The sequence below is a fragment of the Erwinia sp. Eh17-17 genome, from assembly GCF_039675725.1.
In the GTDB taxonomy this organism is placed as follows: Bacteria; Pseudomonadota; Gammaproteobacteria; order Enterobacterales; family Enterobacteriaceae; genus Erwinia.
In genome coordinates this window covers 960,448-975,559 of record NZ_JBDFQT010000001.1, presented here as the reverse complement: position 1 = coordinate 975,559, position 15,112 = coordinate 960,448, and the positions used below count along the sequence as shown (strand labels likewise).

At 56.8% G+C, this 15,112-nt stretch carries 13 protein-coding genes; 5 read left to right on the top strand and 8 right to left on the bottom strand.

Going from position 1 to position 15,112, the window contains the following annotated elements; translation table 11 throughout:
- The first annotated feature begins 9 nt into the window (after positions 1 to 9).
- Entirely contained in the window at positions 10 to 1,398 is a 1,389-nt protein-coding gene (gene pntB / locus ABEH87_RS04295) for a Re/Si-specific NAD(P)(+) transhydrogenase subunit beta (protein WP_346574206.1), read from the top strand.
- Positions 1,399 to 1,501: 103 nt separating this feature from the next.
- On the opposite strand, the gene ABEH87_RS04290 is transcribed toward pntB, so the two are convergent.
- The 5 genes from ABEH87_RS04290 to ABEH87_RS04270 form a co-directional block, all read right to left on the bottom strand.
- Positions 1,502 to 1,768 (bottom strand): DUF2534 family protein, encoded by a 267-nt coding sequence (locus ABEH87_RS04290; protein ID WP_346574205.1) that lies wholly within the window; start codon positions 1,766 to 1,768, stop codon positions 1,502 to 1,504.
- Positions 1,769 to 1,791: 23 nt separating this feature from the next.
- Positions 1,792 to 3,774 carry a TonB-dependent copper receptor gene (locus ABEH87_RS04285; RefSeq protein WP_346574203.1) on the bottom strand — a complete coding sequence of 661 codons (1,983 nt, stop codon included), beginning with the start codon at positions 3,772 to 3,774 and terminating at the stop codon, positions 1,792 to 1,794.
- Positions 3,775 to 3,991: 217 nt separating this feature from the next.
- Entirely contained in the window at positions 3,992 to 4,483 is a 492-nt protein-coding gene (locus tag ABEH87_RS04280; RefSeq protein ID WP_346574201.1) for a DUF2946 domain-containing protein, read from the bottom strand.
- A 270-nt stretch (positions 4,484 to 4,753) separates the two neighbouring features.
- Positions 4,754 to 5,704 carry a universal stress protein UspE gene (gene uspE / locus ABEH87_RS04275; RefSeq protein WP_346574199.1) on the bottom strand — a complete coding sequence of 317 codons (951 nt, stop codon included), beginning with the start codon at positions 5,702 to 5,704 and terminating at the stop codon, positions 4,754 to 4,756.
- A 117-nt stretch (positions 5,705 to 5,821) separates the two neighbouring features.
- Complete coding sequence (locus tag ABEH87_RS04270) at positions 5,822 to 6,577, bottom strand: FNR family transcription factor (RefSeq protein WP_346574197.1); 756 nt, start codon at positions 6,575 to 6,577, stop codon at positions 5,822 to 5,824.
- A 263-nt stretch (positions 6,578 to 6,840) separates the two neighbouring features.
- Here ABEH87_RS04270 and smrA point away from each other — a divergent pair, with 263 nt between their 5' ends.
- Positions 6,841 to 7,401, top strand: coding sequence for a DNA endonuclease SmrA (smrA, locus tag ABEH87_RS04265; RefSeq protein ID WP_346574580.1), 561 nt, complete (start codon positions 6,841 to 6,843; stop codon positions 7,399 to 7,401).
- Positions 7,402 to 7,404: 3 nt separating this feature from the next.
- On the opposite strand, the gene ABEH87_RS04260 is transcribed toward smrA, so the two are convergent.
- The gene (locus ABEH87_RS04260; RefSeq protein ID WP_346574195.1) at positions 7,405 to 8,328 is read right to left on the bottom strand and encodes a LysR substrate-binding domain-containing protein; all 924 of its coding nucleotides are present in this window, start codon (positions 8,326 to 8,328) and stop codon (positions 7,405 to 7,407) included.
- A 343-nt stretch (positions 8,329 to 8,671) separates the two neighbouring features.
- Between ABEH87_RS04260 and ABEH87_RS04255 the strand changes: the two genes are divergently transcribed.
- Positions 8,672 to 9,997, top strand: coding sequence for an aromatic acid/H+ symport family MFS transporter (locus tag ABEH87_RS04255; RefSeq protein ID WP_346574193.1), 1,326 nt, complete (start codon positions 8,672 to 8,674; stop codon positions 9,995 to 9,997).
- 240 nt (positions 9,998 to 10,237) lie between these two features.
- Here ABEH87_RS04255 and ABEH87_RS04250 read toward each other — a convergent pair whose 3' ends face one another.
- The gene (locus ABEH87_RS04250; RefSeq protein WP_346574191.1) at positions 10,238 to 10,672 is read right to left on the bottom strand and encodes a DoxX family protein; all 435 of its coding nucleotides are present in this window, start codon (positions 10,670 to 10,672) and stop codon (positions 10,238 to 10,240) included.
- Positions 10,673 to 10,837: 165 nt separating this feature from the next.
- Here ABEH87_RS04250 and ABEH87_RS04245 point away from each other — a divergent pair, with 165 nt between their 5' ends.
- Both ABEH87_RS04245 and ABEH87_RS04240 read left to right on the top strand, forming a co-directional pair.
- Positions 10,838 to 12,367 carry a carboxylesterase/lipase family protein gene (locus ABEH87_RS04245; RefSeq protein ID WP_346574189.1) on the top strand — a complete coding sequence of 510 codons (1,530 nt, stop codon included), beginning with the start codon at positions 10,838 to 10,840 and terminating at the stop codon, positions 12,365 to 12,367.
- Between the two features lie 237 nt (positions 12,368 to 12,604).
- Entirely contained in the window at positions 12,605 to 14,251 is a 1,647-nt protein-coding gene (locus ABEH87_RS04240; protein WP_346574188.1) for a methyl-accepting chemotaxis protein, read from the top strand.
- On the opposite strand, the gene ABEH87_RS04235 is transcribed toward ABEH87_RS04240, so the two are convergent.
- Complete coding sequence (locus tag ABEH87_RS04235) at positions 14,248 to 15,099, bottom strand: LysR family transcriptional regulator (protein ID WP_346574186.1); 852 nt, start codon at positions 15,097 to 15,099, stop codon at positions 14,248 to 14,250. The genes ABEH87_RS04240 and ABEH87_RS04235 overlap by 4 nt on opposite strands.
- Positions 15,100 to 15,112 lie beyond the last annotated feature (13 nt).

Sequence of the window (15,112 nt, the reverse complement as noted above, 5' to 3'; positions counted from 1 at the left end):
GGGTAGTCCATGTCTGGCGGATTAGTGACGGCAGCGTATATCATCGCTGCGATCCTGTTTATTTGCAGCCTTGCCGGGTTGTCTAAACATGAAACCTCGAAGCAGGGGAATATTTTTGGTGTCAGCGGAATGGCGCTGGCGCTGGTGGTGACCATCTTTGGGCCGGAGACCGGCAATGTTGCCTGGATCCTGCTGGCGATGGTGATCGGCGGCGCTATCGGTATCCGCCTGGCGAAGAAAGTCGAAATGACGGAAATGCCGGAGCTGGTGGCGATGCTGCACAGCTTTGTCGGGCTGGCGGCGGTGCTGGTGGGCTTTAACAGCTACCTTGACCACGGCCCGGGTCTGCTGCCGGTGATGGAAAATATCCATCTGACCGAGATCTTCATCGGTATCTTTATCGGCGCGGTCACCTTTACCGGTTCTATCGTGGCGTTTGGCAAGCTGTGCGGTAAGATCTCTTCCAAACCGCTGGCGCTGCCGCATCGTCACCGGCTGAACCTGTTGGCCCTGGTGGTTTCACTGGCGCTGCTGATTATCTTTGTGCGCACCGACAGCACAGGTACGCAGGGCTTCGCGCTGTTTGTCATGACGCTGATTGCGCTGGCCTTCGGCTGGCATCTGGTGGCCTCTATCGGCGGTGCCGATATGCCAGTGGTCGTGTCTATGCTGAACTCCTACTCTGGCTGGGCGGCGGCGGCGGCGGGCTTTATGCTCAGTAACGATCTGCTGATAGTGACCGGTGCTCTGGTCGGTTCAAGCGGGGCGATCCTCTCTTACATTATGTGTAAGGCGATGAACCGTTCATTCTTCAGCGTGATTGCCGGTGGTTTCGGTACCGACAGCAGCTCGACCGGTGACAGCGAAGAGATGGGCGACTATCGCGAAATTGATGCTGCCGGCACCGCAGAACTGCTGAAAAACTCCACCTCCGTGATCATCACCCCAGGCTACGGCATGGCGGTGGCGCAGGCGCAGTATCCGGTGGCGGATATCACCGCTAAACTGCGCGAACGCGGCATTAAGGTGCGTTTCGGGATTCACCCGGTGGCCGGGCGTCTGCCGGGCCATATGAACGTGCTGCTGGCGGAAGCCAAAGTGCCGTATGACATCGTGCTGGAAATGGATGAAATCAACGACGATTTCAGCGACACCGATACCGTGCTGGTGATCGGGGCAAATGACACCGTGAACCCGGCGGCGCAGGAGGATCCGCGCAGCCCGATCGCCGGAATGCCGGTGCTGGAAGTGTGGAAAGCCCAGAACGTGGTGGTGTTTAAGCGCTCGATGAATACCGGCTATGCCGGTGTACAGAATCCGCTGTTCTTCAAAGAGAACACCCAGATGCTGTTCGGCGATGCAAAAGCTACCGTGGAAGCAATACTGAAAGCGTTATAAACATCAGAGCGGCCGGGACAGGGCCGCAGAAAAAAAGAGCGACCGCAAACGGGTCGCCCTTCACAAGGCTGACCCTTTCTGGTCAGCCTTTTTTTACGGTTATTCAGCCTCTGCTGTTCGGATCCTTTTCGCCAATAAACCAGTACCACAGCGGGATGGACAGCAGCAGGGTAAACACCGAGCTGTAAATCAGGATCATAAAGAACTCAGAGATATACAGCTCGACCGGCCAGGTCGAGAGCGGCATGTTGTATTCATCGATAGCGCCACCGATGATGGCTTTGGTCATCACCATGGCGGCACAAACCCAGAGAATGGCCTGGGCGATGAAGAAGTTCCGGCGTTTTTTGCCGGGGGGGAATAATGACATGATATGTACTCCTGTACCGTTTCCTAGAATTTAACGTTAACTTTCGCCCACCAGGTGCGGCCTGGCTCATTAACCGGGGTATTCGCCGAATAGCCGAACGCGCTGTTTCCGGCCAGGTTAAGGTGTTCGCTGTAGTTCTGATTAAAAATGTTATCCAGCCCGGCGCTGAGTTTCAGCGACTTATTGATCTGCCAGGCCGTATTGGCCGAGAAGACAACAAAGCCCGGACTGCGCTCAAAGTCTTTACCCACGACGTTCCCCTCATTACGTGCGATGCGGCTCTGTGAGCTGACCATGCGCAGCAAACCGCCAGTGCTCCAGTCGCCCTGTTCCCAGCTCAGCCCGACGCGGCTTTCCAGCGGGGGCATCTGCGGCAGAGGCCGGTTATCAGAGGTATTTTCACCCCAGGACCACGCCAGGCTGCTATCCAGTTTGAGCTTTTCCGTCAGTTGATAACTGAAGCCCGTTTCTGCGCCCATAATTGTCGCATCGACGTTACCCGCCCGGCTGAAATAGGGATTGCTGGCGTCGTAGCTGAACAGTATAAAATCACTGACGTGCCCGACATAGCCCGACAGCCAGCCATCGAAACGATCGCCCGAATATTTTGCACCAAAATCCAGCTGGGTGGTCTTTTCCGGCTGCACGGAGTCAAACGCGCGGGAACGTCCGTCGGCTCCGGTCGTGGGGGAAAACAGCTCCCAGTAATCCGGGAAGCGCTCGGTATAACCCACCCCGGCGTACAGCATCAGCGGCAGATTTGCCAGCGTATGCTCAAGGCGCATAAATCCTGCGGGCATTGTAGCGTTTCTTGCCGCCCCGCCGGAAGCGGTGAAATTATCAACCCAGGCGCGATCGAGACGCGCACCGCTGACAATATTGTTACTTTCATCGGCTGCCCAGCTCAGTTCAGCAAAAACGCCCACGTCATGGAAGCGGGCATCCCTGACCCAGCCTTCATCTTCACGGTTACGATGGCTGCTGGTCTGCATATCCATACCGCTTTTCAGCGTGAAGTCAGACCAGAGCCAGGTTCCCATGGCGCGGCCCCCGACGGTACGGCGATCCAGCTGCATCGACATGGCAGAATCCATGCCCATTCCCATATCCGACGGGCTGCGCAGACTGTCATTATCCATAATATGGTTAGCGTAGCTGTAGGAAATCTGCGCCTCAAACTTGTCAAACACCTCGCTGATATGGTTTTTTTCAAACCGCACTCCCAGGCTTTCACGTTTAAACTGCGAGCCATCCATACTGCGTCCGGCGTAGCGAGCCTCCCCATTGCCGCGCCCGGCGGTCAGCTCCACCAGCGTGTCGCTATCCGGCGTCCAGCCCAGGGCGATATCGCTGTTCCACTTGTTCCAGCGCGAGGGCACGCGGTCACCGCTGCCATCTTTATAGTCGGCAGAAATGGAGTGATTACCGATTAACCGCAGATAGCCCCGGTCGCTGCCCATGCTCAGGTCGGCATTCTGATCGAAGCGATCGTTGGAGGCGGCCAGCAGGCTGGCATCCCCCTGCACGCCGGGTTTATCAAAGCGCGGTTTTTCACGTTCAAAGCGGATCGTTCCGGCGGAATTGCCCGGTCCCCACAGCACCGTCTGCGGTCCTTTGGTGATGGTCAGCAGGTCGAAACTCTCCGGTGAGATATAGGAACTTGGGGCGTCCATCCTGGCCGGGCAGGCGCCGGGCATTTCACTGCCGTCCGTCAGTATGCGCAGGCGCGAGCCAAACATGCCGCGAAATACCGGGTCTCCGTTGGTTCCGCCGTTGCGGATCTGAGAAAACCCTGGAATAGTTTTCAGATAATCGGAGCCGTCGCTGGCGGGAACGGGCTGGCGCGGCGTTTTAGGTGACGTGACAACTTCCAGCGGCGAACTCAGCGGAGCCGTCACCGTCATCACGGCTTCATCATAATGGCTGTTGTCGCCGGCCACTACCGGCTGGGAGGCAGCGATCAGCGCGACGCTTATCAGCGATAAGCGAAAGTGTGGGTGCTTCATATAATAATTCCTTGCCTGAAACGAAACAGTCCTGTTAATCAAAGTTCTTACGCGGAATGTCTGATATACATTCCGCGTCAGCAACGGCGAAATAAGCCTTATCGCCGCTGTTCAGATACTTTTATTTATTCGTGACGTATCCTGCGATATTCGCCTGTTTATTTCAGGCGAATATCGCTACTGAAAAAATCATCAGAAAAAATGGCACAGAAAGAGATTAACAGGCAGGCGGGGCGCGCGGCTGGCAAGTACCGGGAAAGAGGGGCGCAGGGAACCAGAGGGTCATGCGCGGCGGTGGGACACGCGATGCCAGGCGGAACAACAGCCACAATAGCGGGGTAAACAGGCACAGCAGCAGCGGGAAATGAACCAGCAGCTGACAGTAGCCGCAGGCAAAACCGTCCATCATGTCCGTGCCGTCTGGCATGGTGTGGTGCTGAACGTGGTCAGCCGGGGGAGCGTCGGTGGATGGCTCAGGCGGTGCGTGCATGGCGGACATATCATCCATGCTCATGCCACTCATATCCATGTTGTGCATTGCCCTGGGGGCTATTGAGGAATGATTTTCACTCGCGGAAGCCTGTGCAACGGATGAGCGCTGGTGTTCCAGTGACATGGAGACATCCGGGGCGATAAACAGCAGCAGGATCGCGATAATAGCGATCAGTGCAGGTATCCGGCACTGCGACAGGCGATATAAGGAAACCAAACAGAAACCTATAGCAGAGTGAAAAGGTGACGAGAGTGTAGCGATTTTTATTGCCGATGTTAATGGGGAATTTAATTAAACCTCTTATTTATCCTTTTCAGCCACCGGGATTAATTCGGATAATATCCCGGACAGCTTCAGATGTTATTTTATTGTTAGTAAATAAAGCGATAATTATTTCTGGTAGCAATCCCGGACTCTGCATCACGAAAAGGCGGACCCTGAATTCCGGTCCGCCTGAGCACTTCACCCTCCGCGGTGAGCGGTGGATTAATCGTCTGCGTCGTTATCCAGTTCGACCGGAGAGACAAAACCATCCGGTTTGATGGCCAGCAGGTCACAGCGCAAATGGTCAATTACCTGTTCAGCGGTATTGCCGAGGAATGCAGCCGACAGTCCGGTACGGCCGATGGTGCCCAGCACCACAACACCGGCATCAAGATGCGCAGCCAGCTCCGGGATCACCTCTTCCGGCAGGCCTTTTTCCACGTGCGTGAATTTTTCATCGATAGAGAACGACTGACGCAGCGCTTTCATTGCCACCAGGTGTTGCCCGCGGATGGCATCGTTGTAGACGCTGGGGTCAAAGTCCGGCAGTTCAATGGCAATATTGATCGGCGTGACCGGATAGGCGCCCACCAGATGGACTTCCGTATGATTGACCCGGTCCGCCAGCTCAAGGGCTTCTTTCACCAGCTTGCTGTTTAAAGGGTCGTGGTGCGGCTCTTCGCTGGCGAGGTTAACGGCAACCACCGCTTTGCCGCCTTCGGGCCAGGCCTGATCTTTCACCATCCACACCGGGCAGGGACATTTACGCAGCAGATGCCAGTCGGTTGGCGTAAACACCACGGCCTGCAGGCGGTCGTGCTGGTGTGCCATTTTAATCACCAGGTCATGTTTGCCGATCAGGACTTCCTGGATAATGGCTTCGAAAGGGCGGTTGTGCCAGATCACCTTAATATCAATCTGCACGCCGGCCGCAAGGTAGGCCTGCGCCTGTTCGCGGATCCATTCCGTGCGCTGACTGACGACCCCTTTACGCATGGTCGTCCGCTCATCGGGAGACAGCAGCGTGGTCATCTCGTAGGAGAAGTCGTAAATGGGAAGAAAACAGGTGATTTTTCCGCCAAGACGCTGATTGAGGTAGACAGCGCGGCGAAGTGCGGGCTGATCGTCCTGCTGGGGATCGATCGCCACCAGAATGTTTTGATATTGAGCCATAACGGTTTCTCCTTACACTGAGCGTGTCAGTTTAAAGATAGCCCAATCGTGGCAAAGGAAGAAGGGAAAAAGTCATTGCCGGATCAATAAAATACCAAATATTGACCCGGCAAACGGTCAGGCGACGGAATGACTCTGACCGGCCAGTTCTGAAAGAATTTCGTGATTTTCGATGGTGATGTACTTACCTTTTACCGCCAGCATGCCGCTTTTCTGAAAACGGCCGAGCAGTCGGCTGATGGTTTCCACCGTTAATCCAAGGTAGTTTCCAATGTCACCACGGGTCATGGTCAGACGGAACTCGCGCTGGGAAAACCCGCGCTGGCCGAAACGGCGTGACAGACCATAGATAAAGGCGGCAAGACGCTCTTCCGCATTTTTCTTAGACAGCAGCAGGATCATCTCCTGGTCGCCTTTAATTTCGCCGCTCATCAGACGCATCATCTGCTGGCGCAGGCTGGGCATTTTACCGGAGAGGTCGTCGAGGGTTTCAAAAGGGATCTCGCATACCATTGCGGTTTCTAACGCCTGAGCAAAGCTCGGATGCTGACTGCCGCTGATGGCATCGAAGCCCACCAGATCACCCGCAAGATGGAAACCAGTAATCTGTTCGTCACCCTGTTCGGTGATGGTGTAACTTTTAATGGTCCCGGAGCGAATCGCATAGAGGGAGCGCAACTCGTCGCCTGCTTTAAACAGGGTTTGTCCTTTTTGAATCGGCTTTTTACGCTCGATGATGTTATCAAGCTGGTCCAGCTCATGCTCATTGAGCGTGAAGGGGATACAAAGCTGACTGATGCTGCAATCCTGGCAGTGAATGGCGCAACCACCCGATTGTATGCGTCTAGTGATAATTCGCTTTTCCGGAATCATAATGTACGCTCGATGATAATTGACTGACATCAATTTACCATTTTTTGTGCGCTGAATGGAACTCATCTGAGCAGTTTTAGGCACAATAAAACTGTGGGTGTTATTAATGAATTAAATTGGTGTAAATTTCGTGTGAAAATTAACCGCCTGATAGGATGATTCGTAGGAATTAAAGGCCTCAATAACGTTTTTGCACTCTACTGATTTTCTGTTTCGATAAACTGCCTTAATGATCGGCATCAACTTTCGGGGGAAAAATGGCTATCAATCTTGAAGAGCAGATGCTGTTTCAACAAGCGATGGAAGACGTCAAGCGGCTAAAAAATGATGATATTGCGCTGAGGCTGAAAAAGCCCGCTGTCCGTACGCCGGATAGCGTGGATGCGCAGGCTGATAATCCGTTAACCAGCGGTCTGCTCGATATTGTGCCGCTGACCACGCCGCTTGAGTTCAAAGCCGACGGCATTCAGCAGGGCGTACTGGATAAACTGTATCAGGGAAAATACCCGCCGCAGGCCACGCTGAATCTGATTCGTCACTCCGTTGAGCAGTGTCGGCAGACGCTGTATCTGTTTATGTTACAGGCGACACGCGACGGGCTACGCAATCTGCTGATTGTCCACGGTAAAGGGCGCGATGACCGTTCCCATGCCAACATCGTGCGTAGTTATCTGATGCGCTGGCTGCCGCAGTTTGACGAGGTGCAGGCATTTTGCTGCGCCCGCGCAAAAGACGGAGGCGAGGGCGCGTGCTACGTTGCCCTGCGGAAAAACGATCAGGCGCGGCTGGAAAACCGCGAGCGGCACGCCAAACGCAGCCGCTGAGGGTTAGCCAGCATGTGATTTGCGGATGGTGGAGAGCAGGATCTCTGCACTCAGGCTCAGGGGCATTCCGGAACGGGTCATGATGCCGATAGGCTCACCGGGGCCGTGTGAGGCGATGGGCAGGGCCGCAAGCGAGTGGTGCAGCAGATCCTCTTTAATGGCTCCAGAGGGGACAAACCAGACGTAGTCATAACGCAGTGCCAGCTGGCGCGCCAGCGAGGTTGACGAGGTTTCCACCAGCGTACCGGGCAAGACGCATCCCTGTTCTTTCAGCATTGACTCGGCAATCCTGCGCGGGGCAGTGCCTTCCGGTGAGATGACCACCGGCCAGGATAATGCCTTTGAAAGCGTGACGTTGTCACTTAAAAGAGGGTGATCGGGCCTGACAACCAGCCGCAGTGACTCCAGAAACAGCAGTTCATAGGTCAGCCCGGTCATCAGAGACGGATCCGCCATGCGTCCAATCCCCACATCGAATTCACCGGCCTTGATGGCGGCAATCAGCACGTTATTGTGCAACGTCGCCACCTGCACGATGGCCTGCGGCTGTTGCTGATGGAAGCGGTCAAGAATGGACGGCAGCATGCCCAGCGCCACGGTGGTCAGCACGCCCAGGCGCATCACTTCGGGCGCGCGCTCCTGCGGCAGGTTGAACGACTGTCCGGCGTGATTGAGCGCGTCGAGAATGCGTACCGCATGGGTCAGAAACTGCTCCCCCATCGTGGTCAGCTGGGCACCCAGCCGCCCGCGTTCAAACAGGCGGACACCCGCCAGCTCCTCCAGCTCGTTAAGGGTTTTTGACAGGGCAGGCTGGCTGAGCGACAGCGTTTCAGCGGCGCGCCCCAGCGTCCCCTGTTGAGCAACGGCGACGAAGGTGTGCAGATGTCGCAGACGAATGCGCTGATTAAACTGATATTTTTTATCCATAGTGCAGAGTAATAACGGCGCAGAGTGGCTGGCAAGTATTCTCTGAGCGTTTTGTTAACCTTATTGCAAAATTTGATTAACATCTTTCCAGGCGTTCTTCGCCCCGACGATCGGCGAACGGGCGGCGGCGCTGATGCGGCGAAATAATGAATAATCCATTGAAAAAGTAGGCGATTCACGGCTCTCTGAGTGAGTGCGATCCCGCCCTCACTTCCGGAAATAACGCGGTTTTTTTTCAGGGAGTATTCCATAACAATCCGTTATGATAGCCAGCACTTTTCTTACAAACCCTGGTCACTGACGTTACAGGCCAGGGTTTATACAGCCTGTGATGGAGCGCGAAGTGGACAGTACCGCAGCGATCGATATCCGTACGTTGATTAATCAGGGCGCATTGAGTCGATATCAGAAACGCATTATCGCCATGAGTTTTGCTGTCGTGGCCATGGATGGCATGGATATCGCGCTGATGGGGTTTATTGCTCCGGCGCTGAAAAGTGCATGGGGTGTGACGAATCACCAGTTGGGTGCCGTGATCAGCGCCGCGCTGATTGGCCTGGCGCTGGGCGCCATGGTTGCCGGGCCGCTGGCAGACCGTTTTGGCCGCCGGGTGATTATTATCTCCAGCGTATTTTTCTTCGGACTGTGGACGCTGGCGACCGCATTTTCCCAGAATCTTGACCAGATGATGCTGTTCCGCTTTCTCACCGGGTTAGGGCTTGGGGCGGCGATGCCCAACGTCGGCACGCTGGTGGCGGAATACTCCCCCGAACGCAAACGCGCCTTTCTCATTACCGTGGTGTTCTGCGGCTTTACCTTTGGTGCCGCGACCGGTGGGTTTGCCGCCTCCTGGCTGATCCCTAATTTTGGCTGGCATGCGGTGCTGGTGATGGGCGGGATCCTGCCGCTGATCATGGTGCCGTTGTTACTGCGCTGGCTGCCGGAGTCCGTTCGCTTCATGATTTCCCGCCATGCACCGGCCGCAAAAATCCGTCAGATTGTCGCTAAGATGCACCCCGGCGTGGTGCATGAAACCACCACCTTTATCCGCAGTGAATCCCCTGCCGATGGCGGGGCGATAAAGGTGGTGCTGTCGCGCCACTACCTCTTCGGCAGCATGATGCTCTGGGGCAGCTACTTTATGGGGCTGTTCCTGGTCTACCTGATCGGTTCCTGGCTGCCGTCGCTGGTCAAAGATGCCGGTATGACGGTGACCCAGGCTGCGCTGGTGACGGCGATGTATCAGGCCGGGGGTACCGTCGGTTCGTTATTTGCAGGCTGGATGATGGACCGTTTCAATGCCAATCTGGCACTGGCAGGGATCTACTTTACCGGGGCGATAGCGACGGTCTGCATTGGCTATGCGCCAGCGGAGGTCTGGGTGCTGGGCGCGGTGGCCTGTTGCAGTGGGTTCTGCCTTAACGGTGCGAATACGGGAATGAATGCGCTGTCAGCCAGCTACTATCCTACTCATGCCCGCGCCACAGGCTCCAGTTGGATGCATGGCGTTGGGCGCATCGGTGCCATTCTCAGCGCGTTTGCGGGCGCACAGATGCTGTCACTGGGCTGGAATATCACGGATGTTTTCTCGTTCCTGGCCATCCCGGCGGTACTGACCACCCTGATGCTGGTGGCCAAATACCTCTACGGCTACCAGCGCACGGCGTGATACGGCACGGGACGACCGGAAAAAAAGGTCTTCATCACGGGTGGGGGCAATCTTTGGCACGGGACGACCGGAAAAAAAGGTCGTCCCCTACGGGGCGGTGGCGGGGTGTTTTCCGTTGTAGGGGCTGACCTTTTTTTCCGTTGTAGGGGCTGACCTTTTTTTCCGGTGTAGGGGCTGACCTTTTTTTTCGGTGTAGGGGCTGACCTTTTTTTTCGGTCAGCCCGCCCTGGAGCCCTGGATCTATTGCAGACTACTATTGCTGACCAGGGTAAATCGACCTGCGCCGATAAACATTACGGCCAGCGCGCCGAAGAAGTAAAGTGCTTCACCTTCCAGCGCCCACGCTCCGACGCTGGTGCGGTCCCAGACCGCGCCTGTTTTCACCAGCAGCGTCGCCACCACCAGATTCACAGCAATCACAAACGCTGCCGGACGCGTCATCAGGCCGATAATCACCATCACCGGGGCGACCACCTCACCTATATAAGCCCCATAGGCGACAAAGCCGGGAATGCCGTGCGCATGCAGTAAGCGAGCGATCCAGCCGACCCCATGTTCGACCTTAAAGATGCCGTGAAACAGCAGCAGGACACCAAGGGAAACCCGCAGTACCAGCTTACCCAGGTCCGGATGGTCGCTGAGACGGGAAAAGCCATTATTGATTGCGCTAAACATAATCTGGTCCTTAAACGTAGCGGCGAAAGATTATCCACCTGCGGCGGGCGATCATCGCACTGAGTAAAATGCCCCTGATATCAGCATAATCTGCAAATCTCTCAGCGTGGTGGACTTTCTCCCCGGCGCTGCAAATAATAACGGCAGAGAGGATTGGAAAAGCCGATGAGAAACGAACGTACATTACGGATTATGACTGCAGAAGGTTGCCTGCGCGGGAGTGTCGAAGAGGAACTTGTCGTCTTTAAAGGGATCCCTTATGCCGCACCGCCGGTGGGCGCGAACCGCTGGAAAGCACCGCAGCCGGTCACGCCCTGGCGCGGTGACAGAGAGGCGACGGCATGGGGGGCCGCCAGCTGGCAGAGCCTGGAGTATTGCCAGGCGATGGGCGGCGGCGATCCCGGCAACCTCAGCGAGGACTGCCTCTATCTTAACGTCTGGACGCCGGACGCTGAACCCGCCACGCCGCTGCCTGTCATGGTGTGGATCCACGGCGGGGGGTTCGCCGTTGGCTCCGGCGGATTAACACCCTATCTCGGTGCGCCGCTGGCCCGGCGCGGCGCGGTAATTGTCACACTCAACTACCGCCTGGGTCATCTCGGATTCTTCGCTCACCCGGCGCTGGACCGCGAATATGCGGACGGCGAAGTGGTCAACAATTTTGCCCTGCTGGATCAAATTGCCGCTCTGCAGTGGGTACAGCGCAATATCCGTGCCTTCGGGGGTAACCCGAAAAACGTCACGTTGATGGGGGAGTCCTCCGGCGCGCGCAGCGTACTGTCACTGTACGCCTCACCGCTGGCGCGGGGTCTGTTCCACAAAGGGATTGTGCAGAGCGCCTACGGCGTACCGGATGTATCGCGTAGCGAGGCGCTGAAAAAAGGAGAGGCGCTGGCGCGCCATTTCGGTCTGAAAGAGGCCAGCGCGGAGCAGCTGCGCGCGTTACCCGCCGATTCCTTCTGGCCGCTGGCCCCTTCACAGGGCGTCGGGCCGGTGGCCATTTCCGGCGACCGGGTATTGCCAGAGCCGATGCTCAGCGTATTTTCTGCCGCCCGGCAGCAGCCGCTTCCGCTGATGATCGGGAGCAACAGCGATGAAGCCAGCGTGCTGGCCTACTTTGGCGTGGATGCGGCAAAAGTGATTGCCGGGATCCGTGATAAACATCCTCTGCTGTTGCGCCTGATTAAGCTGCTGTACAGCGGCGTCTGGGATGACGCTGAGCTGGGGAGGCAGGTGGCGCGCGACATGACCTTTACCACCGTGGGATATATGGCCGCGCTGGCCCAGCACCGGATTGGCAGTCCCGCCTGGCGCTACTACTTTGATTATGTCTCGGAAAACGCCCGCGATCTGTATCGTCATGGCACCTGGCATGGCAATGAAATACCCTACGTGCTCAACACGCTGGAGCAGCTCGATCCGGCGGATGCTGCGCGGCCATTCACCGGGGGGGATCGTGATTTTTCCCGGCGAGTCAGTGAATACTGGCTGCGTTTTGCCCGCGACGCGACTCCCTTCTCCCATCAGATCGCCGGTGAAACCGACTGGCCAGCCTGGCACCCCTGGGGGGATGTAACGCTGCGCTTTGGTCGAAAAGGGCTTGCCGACGTCGTCGTTGAAAAACGCTTTATGCGTCGCAGAATGCAGATTTTTCGTTTGTTGATGAGGGCATTTGTCCATCTCCGCCACGAATAAAGCGTCTGTAACAGCAGGATACTTAATTTATTCTGCTGTATCGAAAATAACCAGAGGTGCGTGAAATTTGCGTCATAGCAATAAGTTATGTTTTATCTCAGATGATTTGACAGGCCAAATCCAGCAATATAAATCGTGTGAATTTCTTTAGTTTTAACACGCTCCGTGCCGATAACTTAGGGTGATAGCCCCTGATAACAACACATTTAATCGGTATCACCAGGTTACGGAGTCACTATGAGATTTTTAAAAAATTATACTATCCGCGCAGTTTTGCTGTGGATTTTGGGCTTTTTCTGCCTGCTCTGGGGCGCTGTCGGTTTGTACAGCGTTTATTCACTGAATCAGCTGAGCGAGGGGAACGCTGTCGATCGACATCTGGTCGGTCAGATGAGCACCCTGAGTAAAGGGAACGACCAGTATTTCCGCGTGATTACCCGACTGTCCCGCGCCATCGATTCAAAAAAGCCGGAAGATATGGCCTCGGTGCAGAAAGCGCTGGATAACATGAGCGCGCTGCTGGCTGATTTTAAACAGCAGTCACCGGGCCCGCTGGATGAGCAGTACGCGACAGCCGCCATCACCAGCTGGCAGAAACTGCTGGATGAAGGCGTGGCACCGCAGGTACGCCTGGCACAGCAGGGGACCCTGGATGACTACCGCCGCCACGCCGCCAGCGTCACCCCTGCGCTCAGCCGTGACTTCGGTGCCAGCGTGGAGAAATTCAACACGGCTGCGGCAGACAAACTCGATGCTACCCGTGTCACCGTCGATCATCTGACCCACACCACCAAAGCCGTGCTGGTCGTGGCGGTGATCGTCGGTCTGCTGATTCTGCTGCTAACTGACCGTTATCTGGTGGTGATGCTGGTGCGTCCGCTGGATACCATTCGCGAGCACTTCCGGGTGATCGCCGATGGCGACCTGACCCAGCCCGTCAATGATTTTGGCCGTAACTGCGTCGGCAAACTGGTGCCGCTGCTGCGGGCGATGCAGGACAGCCTGCGTGAAGCCGTCAGTTCGATCCGCAGCGGTACGGAAAATATCCATCGCGGTGCGGCGGAGATCTCCTCCGGTAACAACGATCTCTCTTCACGGACGGAAGAGCAGGCTTCGGCGCTGGAGCAGACGGCAGCCAGCATGGAACAGCTGACGGCAACGGTGAAATTTAACGCCGACAATGCGCGCCAGGCCAGCTCGCTGGCGGATACCGCGTCAGTGACCGCCAGTAAAGGCGGCAAACTGGTGGGTGAGGTGGTCAGCACCATGCAGGGCATTGCCGGCAGCTCGAAGAAAATTGCCGAGATCACCAGCGTGATTAACAGCATTGCCTTCCAGACCAATATCCTGGCACTGAACGCCGCGGTGGAAGCCGCGCGTGCAGGTGAGCAGGGCCGTGGCTTTGCCGTGGTAGCCAGCGAAGTGCGCAACCTGGCGCAGCGCAGTGCGGCGGCGGCAAAGGAGATTGAAACGCTGATTGCCGATTCCGTTTCGCGCGTCGATACCGGATCAAAACTGGTCGGGGAAGCCGGCAGCACCATGGATGACATCCTGTCATCGGTGGCGGAAGTGACCGAAATTATGAAGCAGATTGCCTCGGCGTCGGAAGAGCAGAGTAAGGGCATTTCTCAGGTGGGGACTGCCATTTCAGAAATGGACAGCGTCACTCAGCAGAACGCCTCGCTGGTTGAGCAGGTTTCTGCCGCCGCCAGCGCGCTGGAGCGTCAGACTGAAGAACTGACCCTGTCGGTGGCGAAATTCCGCCTCTCCGCCAGCAGCGCACCTGCGGGTCATGCCGCTGCACAGCCAGCGAAGCTGAAAAGCCCGCTGAGAACGCCGGGCGCCCCTAAGGCCGGCGCGGCTGACGAGTGGGTGTCTTTCTAAGGCTGTTCACTTAACCACGCCACCAGCTCATCCAGCAGCGGGGGCGACACTAACGACGGGCGACGGATCAGACTATAGACCGCGCCCGTTTTCACACTGCCTGCAAACGGGGCCACCAGGCGCTGCATCGCCAGATCCTCCGCTATCAGCGTCACATCCGCCACCGTCACGCCAAAACCCTGTATCGCCGCGCTGATCGCCAGGTCCATGGTTGAAAAATGCTGATTGCGCTTCATCGGCAGCGTCTGCTGCTGCGCCTGTAACCACAGCTGCCAGTCGCGTTTATCGGCGGTGGGATGCAAAAAAGTCATCTCTGCCAGCGCGGCGACGTTGACCGGTTCGGGCGTACGCAGAGACAGAGCCATCACCGGGGTCAGCGCCTCCTCAAACAGCAGCACGCTGTTGCCCGGCCTGCTGCCGTAGAGGATTGCCGCATCAAAATTGTCCAGCTCGCTGCTGTGGTCAACGGTCGTGGTCAGCGAGACGTGCAGCTCCGGACGAGTCCTTTCCAGCGCCACCAGCTTCGGCACCAGCCAGCGCATGGCACAGGTCGGTGCCTTCAGGCGAATAGCCGCGTTCTGCCTGCTGGCCTGCTGCGCGGCATCAGCCATCTGCTGATAACCACTTTGCAGCGCGGGCAGCAGGCTGGCGCCCTGAGGGGTCAGATGCAGCCCGCGCGCGTGGCGGTCAAACAGCGTAAAGCCCAGCCAGGCCTCCAGTGCGGCGATTTTACGGCTTACTGCCCCCTGAGTAATACACAGTTCACCAGCGGCGCGCGTCAGGTTGAGGTGACGCGCGGTCACGATAAAAGCATGAATGGCATTTAACGGCAGCGGGCGCTGGGGCATGGGGGTCTCTGAG

Excerpts from the sequence above, each read along its gene's own strand:
- ABEH87_RS04290 (WP_346574205.1), bottom strand. The coding sequence starts at position 1,768 with ATGTCATTATTCCCCCCCGGCAAAAAACGCCGGAACTTCTTCATCGCC.
- ABEH87_RS04285 (WP_346574203.1), bottom strand. The coding sequence starts at position 3,774 with ATGAAGCACCCACACTTTCGCTTATCGCTGATAAGCGTCGCGCTGATC.
- ABEH87_RS04250 (WP_346574191.1), bottom strand. The coding sequence starts at position 10,672 with ATGTTTAGCGCAATCAATAATGGCTTTTCCCGTCTCAGCGACCATCCG.
- pntB (WP_346574206.1), top strand. The coding sequence starts at position 10 with ATGTCTGGCGGATTAGTGACGGCAGCGTATATCATCGCTGCGATCCTG.
- ABEH87_RS04260 (WP_346574195.1), bottom strand. The coding sequence starts at position 8,328 with ATGGATAAAAAATATCAGTTTAATCAGCGCATTCGTCTGCGACATCTG.
- ABEH87_RS04235 (WP_346574186.1), bottom strand. The coding sequence starts at position 15,099 with ATGCCCCAGCGCCCGCTGCCGTTAAATGCCATTCATGCTTTTATCGTG.
- ABEH87_RS04270 (WP_346574197.1), bottom strand. The coding sequence starts at position 6,577 with ATGATTCCGGAAAAGCGAATTATCACTAGACGCATACAATCGGGTGGT.
- uspE (WP_346574199.1), bottom strand. The coding sequence starts at position 5,704 with ATGGCTCAATATCAAAACATTCTGGTGGCGATCGATCCCCAGCAGGAC.
- ABEH87_RS04245 (WP_346574189.1), top strand. The coding sequence starts at position 10,838 with ATGAGAAACGAACGTACATTACGGATTATGACTGCAGAAGGTTGCCTG.
- ABEH87_RS04240 (WP_346574188.1), top strand. The coding sequence starts at position 12,605 with ATGAGATTTTTAAAAAATTATACTATCCGCGCAGTTTTGCTGTGGATT.